At 46.0% G+C, this 9,841-nt stretch carries 8 protein-coding genes; all 8 read left to right on the forward strand.

Going from position 1 to position 9,841, the window contains the following annotated elements; genetic code table 11:
• The first annotated feature begins 326 nt into the window (after positions 1-326).
• On the forward strand, positions 327-1,796 hold the full coding sequence (locus tag Q0386_RS03070; protein ID WP_299026922.1) for a DKNYY domain-containing protein: 1,470 nt from the start codon (positions 327-329) through the stop codon (positions 1,794-1,796).
• Between the two features lie 141 nt (positions 1,797-1,937).
• Positions 1,938-3,878, forward strand: a complete 1,941-nt coding sequence (locus tag Q0386_RS03075; protein ID WP_299026925.1) for a BCCT family transporter — start codon at positions 1,938-1,940, stop codon at positions 3,876-3,878.
• A 169-nt stretch (positions 3,879-4,047) separates the two neighbouring features.
• Positions 4,048-5,409 carry a sodium-dependent transporter gene (locus Q0386_RS03080; protein ID WP_299026928.1) on the forward strand — a complete coding sequence of 454 codons (1,362 nt, stop codon included), beginning with the start codon at positions 4,048-4,050 and terminating at the stop codon, positions 5,407-5,409.
• A 5-nt stretch (positions 5,410-5,414) separates the two neighbouring features.
• Entirely contained in the window at positions 5,415-6,536 is a 1,122-nt protein-coding gene (locus Q0386_RS03085; protein ID WP_299026931.1) for a WD40 repeat domain-containing protein, read from the forward strand.
• Between the two features lie 8 nt (positions 6,537-6,544).
• Positions 6,545-7,750 (forward strand): M48 family metallopeptidase, encoded by a 1,206-nt coding sequence (locus Q0386_RS03090; RefSeq protein WP_299026936.1) that lies wholly within the window; start codon positions 6,545-6,547, stop codon positions 7,748-7,750.
• Positions 7,737-8,585: a peptide chain release factor N(5)-glutamine methyltransferase gene (gene prmC, locus Q0386_RS03095; RefSeq protein WP_299026938.1), complete on the forward strand. Its 849-nt coding sequence runs from the start codon at positions 7,737-7,739 to the stop codon at positions 8,583-8,585. Before Q0386_RS03090 ends, prmC begins: the two co-directional genes overlap by 14 nt.
• Before the next feature lie 155 nt (positions 8,586-8,740).
• Entirely contained in the window at positions 8,741-9,208 is a 468-nt protein-coding gene (locus Q0386_RS03100) for a DUF4149 domain-containing protein (RefSeq protein WP_299026941.1), read from the forward strand.
• A partial coding sequence (locus Q0386_RS03105) for a threonine/serine exporter family protein (protein WP_299026944.1) occupies positions 9,205-9,841 on the forward strand: 637 nt, incomplete at its 3' end. The genes Q0386_RS03100 and Q0386_RS03105, both read left to right, overlap by 4 nt.

A 9,841-nucleotide genomic window follows, 5' to 3' on the forward strand; every position in this document is an offset into this window, starting at 1 on the left:
TTAAATAATAAAAATTATTAGTAGAAAAATTTATAAATTGTGGATATTGGAAAATTAATTGCATTTTGGCGATAAATTTGCTATTCAATATTTTAAAATTTGACTTATTCTCTTTTTGGATAGGTTGAGAGAGGTTTATGGATATCGGCGAAAAAGAAATATGATAAAATCACAAAAGTCTAAATTTAATCCTAATGATTTTAAAAGTGTACATAGTAGCGCTATTGTGCAGGTTGATAACTAGCCCGTAGCGAAGGCAATTAGCTGTTTTGGATGATCTTGCTAGCTATCGGGCTTATCGCCTCTTGCTGGGAGGGTAAAGAGATATGAGAAATATTATGGTAAAAAATAAAAAAATATGGATCATAGCGATCGTTTTGGCTTTAGCGATACCAGAGTTGATACTCGCTTTTTTCTACTACGCGGCTGCAACTCAAGACAAATTTGAAAATATAGATAGGAGCAATTTTTACCGCTCGCCTGATGGCGAAATTTACGCTGCTATCGCACACAGCGGCAGGTATTTGCTAAAGGGCGCGGATAAAGATAGCTTTCGCGTCTTAAATTTACCCCATAATTACTACTACTCAAACGTGGCGGCCGACAAAAACAACGTCTACTGCTCAACAAAGATCTTGCAAGGGCTCGATCCTAAAAGCACTCACCTACTTGGCAACGGCTATCTAACCGATGGCAAAACAAGCTACTTTTGTAGCCCAAAAGGCGAGAAACAGCCGAGATTTAACGAGTTTGTCGCCGTTGTGAAGAGCATCGCTAATGTTTTTATAAAAAGCTATGAGGGTAGCTCTTATTTTTATAAAAACGTACGCGTTGATAGTGTAAATTTAGAGCCTATTTTTGACATGGGCTTTGCAAGAGACGGCGAGACGCTTTATTATAAGGGCGGAAAGCTAGACGCAAACGCTAGCGGATTAAAATTTATAAAAACTACAAAAGGGCAAAAAACGGACTATTTCACAGACGGCAAAAGCGTATTTTTGGACGGAGTAAAGCTTGACGTGAGCTACACGGAGGAGATGAGAGAGATAGCGACCGAACCTTATCAAGAAACGCGCTATCTTTTTGAGCCAAAGACGGGCGCGGTTTTTGCCAATGGGCATAAATTTAGCGAGCAGGCGATGCCGTTTACGCCTATCTTTAACGAGGGCGAGCCATATATTTACTGGCCTATTTTTGTGGGCAAAGACGGAATTTACTTTTGGGATAAGAGTAAGCCTGGGCTTGAAAAGATCTCAAATTTTAAGCCCAAAGGCGAAATTTATAGATTTTACTCCGATCTGTTTGCTGATGATGAGAATGTTTATTTCTTGCAAAATAGCGAGGAGTGGCAGCGCTCTAGACACGGTAGGCAAGTTAGCGCGCGTTTAGTCGGGCTTTACAGGCTAACTAGCAAAAGCGAGCTTCGCAAGATCGGCGACGTAAACGGCGGCGAGTACGGCACGGTCTTTACGGATGATAAAAAGAGCTATTTTGTTAGTAGCTACTACGACAGGTTTTATATGAAGGAGGGCGTTTACGAGATATCAGATCTTAGAGCGGTTGAAATTTTAACCAGACCGCCGCACTTTCAGGGCAAAGAACTAGAGGCAAAGGATATCTACGAGATGATAAAAACCGGCGCGCTAGTGCCTGCTAGCGGCGAGGAGGTGGCGCTATCTCGCATCGAAGTAGAGAAGCCGACCGTCATACTTTATATCACATTTGGTATAGCTTTTATCGTTGCGATCATCTTTGGAGTCACAAAAGCTAAAAGTGCGAAAATAGACTATAGATAAATTTAGTGTAAATTTTTTCAAAACGCCTTTTTGCAGTGGTTTACTCCTTAAATTTAGCCAAAAACTTAAGGAGTAAATTTGACCTATTTACTTTTTTTTGCTATTTTAAAAGGAAGATGAAATTTACAAAAAAGGAGAAAAATGATCAAATTTCAAAAGTCGAAATTTAACAATTCGGTATTTATCCCATCGCTTGTTGTCATATTTTTAATAACGGCATTTGCAGCGATATTTCCAAAATTCTCAAATGAGTTTTTTAAAGGCATGCAAAACTACATCGCGGCCAAATTTGGCTGGTTTTACATCCTGGCCGTCGCCGTCATACTTCTAAGCATCATCATCCTTGGCTTTAGCAAGCTTGGTGAGATCAAACTAGGAGCCGATCACGTAAAGCCGGAGCACAAAAATATCTCGTGGTTTTCTATGCTTTTTGCCGCCGGCATGGGCATTGGACTTGTGTTTTTTGGCGTGGCCGAGCCGCTCATGCACTATCTAAATCCGCCGCTCGGCGACGCGCAAACTATCGCAGCGCAAAAGCTTGCGATGAATATCACCTTCTTTCACTGGGGTATGGGCGCATGGTCGGTCTATGCTATCGTGGCGTTAATTCTCGCCTTTTTCTCGTATAGACACGGCTTGCCGCTCACGCTTAGATCGGCGTTTTATCCGATCATCGGCGATAAAATTTACGGCAAGATCGGCAACGCTATCGACACATTTGCCGTCGTAGCGACGCTTTTTGGCGTAGCGACCTCGCTAGGATACGGCGTACTTCAGGTAAATGCTGGCCTTACGCACGTTTTTGGCCTGCCGACCATGCATATTACGCTTCTAATAGTGCTTTGTTTTGCAGCGACCATCTCGGCGGCTAGCGGCGTTGATAAGGGGATTAAAATTTTATCAAACTCAAACATCGCGCTAGCTATATGTTTTATGTTTTTGATACTATTTTTGGGCGATACGACGCAGCTTTTAAAATCGTTTGTGCAAAACAGCGGCGACTACGTCTCTACGCTCATTTCAAATACCTTTAACCTCTACGCCTACGAGAGGCAAAACGAGAGCTGGCTTGGCGGTTGGACGCTGCTATACTGGGCTTGGTGGCTATCTTGGTCGCCGTTTGTGGGGCTATTTATCGCTAAAATTTCAAAGGGTAGGACGATAAGAGAATTTGTGATCGGCGTACTTTTCGTGCCAACCGGCTTTACCTTTGCTTGGATGAGCTTTTTTGGTAACTCGGCGATTGCCTTGGTGCAAGGCGGCTTTAGCGAGTTAGCAACGACTGTAAATTCCGACTCGGCTTCGGCGCTCTTTATGTTTTTAGAAAAATTTAGCTTTTCAGGCGTGCTAAGCACGATTGCAGTCTTTATGATCGTCATATTTTTTGTGACTTCAGCAGACTCTGCGGCGATCGTGATGAACATGCTTTGCTCAAACGGCAAGGACGATACGCCGGTTTGGCAAAAGGTCTTTTGGGGCGTTACGGTGGGTGTCGTGGCGGCATTTTTGATGCTAGCCGGCGGTCTTGGCTCGCTTCAAGCACTTACGATAACTACGGCGTTGCCGTTTGCCATAGTGCTACTTGGCGCCATTTACGGGCTATTTAAGGCGTTACGTGTGGATCTAACCAAAAAAGAGACAAATAACTTTAACAACATGCCTATTAGCGATCTTTCAAAGCCGTGGCAAGAGCGCCTAAGTGCGATCATTACGTTGCCAGGTAAGAAAGACGGCAAGAAATTTTTAAACGAAGTCGTGCTAAAAGCGTTTAACGAGCTAAAAGAGGAATTTGCCAAAAACGGACTTGAAGCAAAGGTCACAAATGGCGAAAATTTTGTAAATTTAAACGTCGGACTTGGCGACGAGATGGACTTTAGATATGGCGTCTATCTCACCAAAAGCCAGAGCCCAGACTACACGAGGGAGCTTGAGGGCGACGATCTTTACTACAGGGCTGAGGTCTATCTAAAAGAGGGCGGTCAGGACTACGACGTGCTTGGCTGGAGCGAAGCTACGCTGATAAACGACGTCATCGAGCAATACCGCAAGCATATGCAGTTTTTGCATGTCGTTAGAAAATAATAATTTGGCGTAAATTTGCATAAATTTACGCCTTTAAATTTATGCCAAGCAGCCTTTTTCTAATAATATTTACCGATTTTAATCCAGATTTGTTTTAAATTTCAAAGATGCTTCTAAAAACTTTAAATAAAATTTTTATATAATCTCTCTTTTTCACAAAGGTATACAGATGGATAGAAAAACTTGGAGTTCGAAGGTAACGTATATTTTGGCTGTCGCGGGTGCGACCGTGGGTTTTGGCGCGACGTGGCGCTTCCCGTATCTGGTCGGGCAAAACGGCGGCGGCGCCTACGTACTCGTGTTTTGTATCGCGATGATCGTGATCGGTATACCGATGATTTTAGCTGAAAATGCGATCGGCAGACGCCTAAAATGCAATGCCGTAGACGCATTCGGCGGTCAAAATATAAATCCCGCGTGGAAAATCGTGGGCTGGATGGGGCTGCTTGGTGCATTTGGCATCATGGCTTATTATATGGTTATCGGCGGCTGGGTGCTAAACTATATCGCGCAGATCGCATTTGGCATGCTTGATCTCTCGCAGGTGCTGAGTTTTGAGGCCACGAGCGCGTTTTATGAGCAAAATATCGTGAGCGATCCGCTGGCTATCAGCTTTGCGACGCTCGTGTTCGTGCTCGTAAACTACGCGATCTTGGTGCAGGGTGCGGTCGGTGGAATAGAACGCTCGGCGAAGTACCTCATGCCGCTGCTTTTTGTACTGATGATCGTAATGATCGTAAAAAACTTGACCTTAGATGGCGTGGCGCAGGGGATTAAATTTTACCTCACGCCAGATTTTTCAAAGATAAGTATCAAGCTTTTCGTCGATGTTTTAGGGCAAGTATTTTTCGCTCTTTCGCTTGGTTTTGGCGTTATGATTACTCTTTCTAGCTTCGTTAAAAAAGACGAAGGGCTGGTTAAAATCTCTATTATCACTGGCATCCTAAATACTGTCATCGCCGTGCTTGCGGGCTTTATGATATTCCCGTCGCTCTTTAGCTACGGCGTATCGCCAGATAGCGGCCCGAGCCTCGTGTTTAAGAGCTTACCGATCGTTTTTTCGCATATGCCTTTTGGCGGATTTTTTGCGGTGGCGTTTTTTGCGCTACTGATGATCGCCGCGCTCACGACCTCGCTGCCGATCTACGAGGTTATCATCACGACGCTTCAGGAGAAATTCAAAATCAAGCGCAAAAGCGCGATTTTGCTGGTTCTAGGCACGATATTTATATTTGGAAATTTACCGTCCTTGATGGCTACGAATTTGCTTGCGGACGTTAAAATTTTCGGTAAAAATATCTTTGACGCATACGACGCTATCAGCGCTACGATATTTTTCGTGCTGACTTCGCTAGGATGCGCGATATTTGTCGGCTGGGTGCTAAAAGACGAAGCCAAGCGCGAGATAATGCAGGGCAGCGAAAAATACGCAAAACTCGTAAACATCTGGTTTTGGTATATCAAATTCGTCGTTCCGTTTATCATTTTGGTGCTTTTTATCAGCTCGTTTTACGATAATTTTTTAAAGTAAATTTGATGGCGCATCTCGTAAATTTAGCTAACGGCGACCGCATAAATTTGCGCGTAGAGGGTCAAATTTTAATCAGCGAGAGCATCAAAAACGGCAAAAGTAGGCAGACGCAAAAGGAGTTTTCTAGCACTGGCGAAGCGCAAAAAGCCTGCGTGAAAAAGGAGTGGGAGAGCCTGAAAAAAGGCTACGTCCTGCAAAATGCAAACGCGAAAGCGGGCGAGGCGAGTCTGCACGTCTACATCGGCGGCGGATACACGGGCGCGCTAGCCTTTGCGGGCGCTGGCGATGATCTTTTCGTCTATAAATGCGGCGGCTACAAAGAAGAGGACTCGGTAGATTTTCTAACTAGGCTGGGCACAGACGGGGCGATAAAGGGCGATATCATCCTGCCAAAGCCGCTTGCGTGGCAGGCGGAGCGCGCGGGCGAAAATTTGCTGCTGGACTTAGATCACGATATTTTTAGATTTAACCCCAAAACGGGCGAATTTACAAACGTCTTTAAAGAGCTAAAAATAAAAAGAAGCGGCGACATTACGAGCTTTATCTGCGCGTCCGGCAAGACGGCGGCATTTGCGGCATATGGTCAAATTTACCTTTTAAAGGACGGTGGGTTTTCGTACCTTGGCAAATATAAAACGGACTCAGGCTGCGGCGCGGCGTTTTGCGTAGCGCTTAGCACGGATGGTATGAGGCTGGCTCTAGGCTGCAAGCAAAACGAAATCAAAATTTTGAACACTCTAAACGGCGAAATTTTAAATGAAATAAAAGGCGACTTCGGCGCGCTTAGCGACGTTTGCTTTTTGAAAGACGGCTCGCTGCTAGGCAGGGAGTATTACGAGGGCGGTCTAGTTTTTTTTGATGCGGTAGGTTCGCGGCAAACTCCCGCGTGGATGCGCGGCGAGTGCGCTAAGGCCCAGAAGATTCGCGTTAGCGAGGACGGTTCGCGGCTCGCGCTAATTAGCTACGACAAGGCTCGCATCGTCGATCTAAAAAGCGGGGAATTGCAGCTTGGCTTCGAGCTCTCGCACGTCGTGAAGCGCTGCGAGGCGAAATTCGAGCGCATAAACGGCGAGGAATTTTTGGCCGTGCGCACCGACTACGGCTGCTTTAGTCTTTATAAAATTTAAGGGAAAATATGTTTTATTTTTTACTCGGTATTTACTTTTTTTACGTTGCCGTAAAGGCTTGGCTGGCGATTTTACAGATAAACTTCATCCGCTCGGAGGCGAAAAAGCCCGCCGTCGTGCTAGAGCAGGGCGAGTACGAATCAGCCGCCGCAGCCGCGATAAGCAATCAAAAATTTGAGATAGCTAGCCTTTTTTATCACGCCGCGATATTTATGATGTGGGCGTGCTGGGGACTTGGCGCGATATCGGGGCATGCTTATAAAACGGGAGATATAGGCGATAACGTCTTTATGGTTATGGCATTTTTGCTCGTTTCGTCGCTGCTGGAGCTACCGCTAAATATCTACGAAACCTTCGTCAAAGACAAAAGGCTCGGCTTTTCAAACGTAACGCCTAAAATTTTCGCGCTAGATCTGCTTAAAACGCTCATGCTAACGCTGGCGTTTGGTACGCTGTTTGTATGGCTGGTGCTGCTTTGCATTAGATTTTTGGGCGATTTTTGGTGGTTTTGGGCATTTTTGCTGAGCTTCTCGGTCGCGCTCGTTATAAATCTCATTTATCCGACGCTAATCGCGCCTATCTTTAACAAGATGCAGCCACTGGAAGAGGGCGAGCTAAAAAGCCGTATAGAAGGGCTTTTGGCACAGTGTGGGTTTAAAAGTAGCGGCGTTTTTACGATAGACGCCAGCAAGCGCGACAACCGCTTAAATGCCTATTTTGGCGGCCTTGGCGCGACTAAGCGCGTCGTGCTTTTCGACACGCTCGTTAAAAAACTAAGTCTTGCCGAGATAATCGCCGTTTTGGGACATGAGCTCGGGCACTTTAAGCACAAAGATATCCTAAAAATGATCGCCCTAAGCGCGGTTATGCTTTTTGTGATGTTTTTTATATTCGGCAACATCCCTGACGCGGCGTACGACGCTCTAGGGCTCAGCCCGGCAGGCGGCGGAGTGATCGTATTTTTACTGCTTTTTTCGCCGATATTCGGGTTTTTATTTTCGCCTATTAGCTCGTATTTTAGCCGCGCTAACGAATTTGGCGCCGATAAATTCTCAGGCGAGGTTTCAAACAAAGCCGACATGATAAGCGCGCTAAAAAAGCTGGGCTCCGAAAACAAGGCCTTCCCAAAGGCTCATCCGCTCTACACTTTCTTCTATCACTCGCACCCAAGTCTCTTTGAGCGTATAAACGAGCTGGAAAATGACGGTAAATGACGCGCTAAAAGCCGCCGCCTCGCAGATAGCTCCAGCGTGCGAGATAAACGGCGCAAATCCGGCGCGCGTAGTCAAGGCGCTTTTGATGCGGCATCTTGGCGTAAAAATCGAATGGATATTTTTAAATTTAAACCGCGAGCTTGATGATGCGGACGGATTTTTCGCGCTCGTAAAGCGCTTCGCAAATCACGAGCCGCTAGAGTATATCACGGGCGAGGCGGGCTTTTACGGACTTAGCTTTAACGCAAAAAAGGGCGTCTTGATCCCGCGCCCCGAGACTGAAATTTTAGTCGAAAAATCGCTTGAGATTTTATCAAATTTACCCGCGCGAAAGGGGTCGCCGCTAGTTGCCGAGATAGGCGCGGGAAGCGGGATAATCAGCATCTGTCTCGCGCTAAATTCAAACGCTAAAATCATAGCCTCCGATATCAGCGACGATGCGTTAAATTTAGCTCGCGAGAACGCCGCGAAATTTGGCGTAGAGGATAGGATAGAGTTCGTAAAATGCGCGTATCTGGACGAAATTTACGGGCAGTTTGATCTGCTCGTTTCAAACCCGCCTTATATCGCGCAGGGCTACGAACTTGATAAATTCGTGCTAAACGAGCCGCACGAGGCGCTCTTTGGCGGCGCGGCGGGCGATGAGATCTTAAAAAACATTATCCTCGTCGCTAAAAATCGCGGCGTAAAATACCTAGCCTGCGAGATGGGCTACGATCAGCGAGAAAGTATGCAAAACGCGCTTAAATTTAACGGGTTTGAGGCGGAGTTTTACAAGGATTTAGCGGGATTTGACCGCGGATTCGTCGCGCGAAACGTATTTGCAAATTTCTAAATTTGCGCGCGGTTTGTGCTTTGGCGAAAAACCAAATTTGCCTCAGCTTGCGTCGAATTTATAGCTCTCAAATTTCCGCCCTTCTTGCTCAAATTTAGCGAATTTTAAATGCTATAACCCTAAAATGCGTGCGATAAATCAAAAAAAGGAAAATCATGAAAAGCGTTTATTTTTTACTTTTGGGTGCGCTCATCGGCGCGGAGCTGGCTTTGGGCGCTCTGGTTGCGCCGACGATTTTTTATCCGCAGAGCATACTTGGCGAGGGCGTACTTACGCAGTTTCAAAGCGGCAAACTGATGGCCACGATATTTGTTAAATTTAACTACGCCTTGCTAGCCGTTAGCGTCATAGCCGCGCTTTACGAGCTTGCTTCGTTTAGATCCAGCGTCAAATTCGCTGCTAAATTTAGCATGGGTATGCTTAGCGCGATAAATTTAGCCCTCGCGCTCTCATTCGTGTTTTACTTCACGCCTTTCGTCATGGATGCGCAGACCGCTGGTGAGGCGGCGACGCAGACGGCCGAGTTTGCTCAGATGCACGCGGCTAGCGAGTGGACGATGAAGCTGATGCTGTTTGCACAGCTTGCTTTGTTTTTTATCAAATTTAAAACCGCAGAAAAATGAGCGCGAAGCCAGACATCCAAATTTTAACCGATTTTCTCGCAGGCTATACGAGCGCGATGGTGAGTGCTGGCACCTACACCGCGCGCGTCGAAAAGTGCGTAGACCGCGTGGCTAGGCGTTACGGCTACGACGTTAGCGTGACGATTTTCGTGAAATATTTTACCATTAGCGTCATGGACTCGGCCGATAACTCCCTGCGCCGAACCTACGTGAAAAAGATCCCGCTAGGGCAGGTGAGCTTTAACCGCATTTCCGAGCTTTCGTCGCTTAGCTGGCGGATTTTGGACGAAAATTTGAGCCTTGATGAAGCCAAAGAGCAGTTTGATGGCGTCATGTGTATAGGTGCGAACAAATTTGCAAGCTCGCTTATTTTAATAAGCTTTGCAAATGCGGCGTTTTGCAGGCTTTTTGGCGGCGATGCTGGCTCGGTAGCTTGCGTATTTTTCGCGACGCTCGTGGGATATAGCCTTAGATTTGCGCTTGCTAAAATGGGCGTAAATTTAAAAATTCAGTACGTTTTGACCTCGTTCGTCGTATCTTTTATTGCCTATCTTGGCGTATTTTACGGCTTTACGCACACTAGCGACGTGGCGATCGGCTCGTCGATACTCTTTTTGATGCCGGGCGTTTTTC

Source organism: uncultured Campylobacter sp., from assembly GCF_938045625.1.
Lineage (GTDB): Bacteria > Campylobacterota > Campylobacteria > Campylobacterales > Campylobacteraceae > Campylobacter_A.

What these genes read in the sequence shown, in the direction of transcription:
- Q0386_RS03070 (WP_299026922.1), top strand. Translation starts at nt 327, where the DNA reads ATGAGAAATATTATGGTAAAAAATAAAAAAATATGGATCATAGCGATC.
- Q0386_RS03075 (WP_299026925.1), top strand. Translation starts at nt 1,938, where the DNA reads ATGATCAAATTTCAAAAGTCGAAATTTAACAATTCGGTATTTATCCCA.
- Q0386_RS03080 (WP_299026928.1), top strand. Translation starts at nt 4,048, where the DNA reads ATGGATAGAAAAACTTGGAGTTCGAAGGTAACGTATATTTTGGCTGTC.
- Q0386_RS03085 (WP_299026931.1), top strand. Translation starts at nt 5,415, where the DNA reads ATGGCGCATCTCGTAAATTTAGCTAACGGCGACCGCATAAATTTGCGC.
- Q0386_RS03090 (WP_299026936.1), top strand. Translation starts at nt 6,545, where the DNA reads ATGTTTTATTTTTTACTCGGTATTTACTTTTTTTACGTTGCCGTAAAG.
- prmC (WP_299026938.1), top strand. Translation starts at nt 7,737, where the DNA reads ATGACGGTAAATGACGCGCTAAAAGCCGCCGCCTCGCAGATAGCTCCA.
- Q0386_RS03100 (WP_299026941.1), top strand. Translation starts at nt 8,741, where the DNA reads ATGAAAAGCGTTTATTTTTTACTTTTGGGTGCGCTCATCGGCGCGGAG.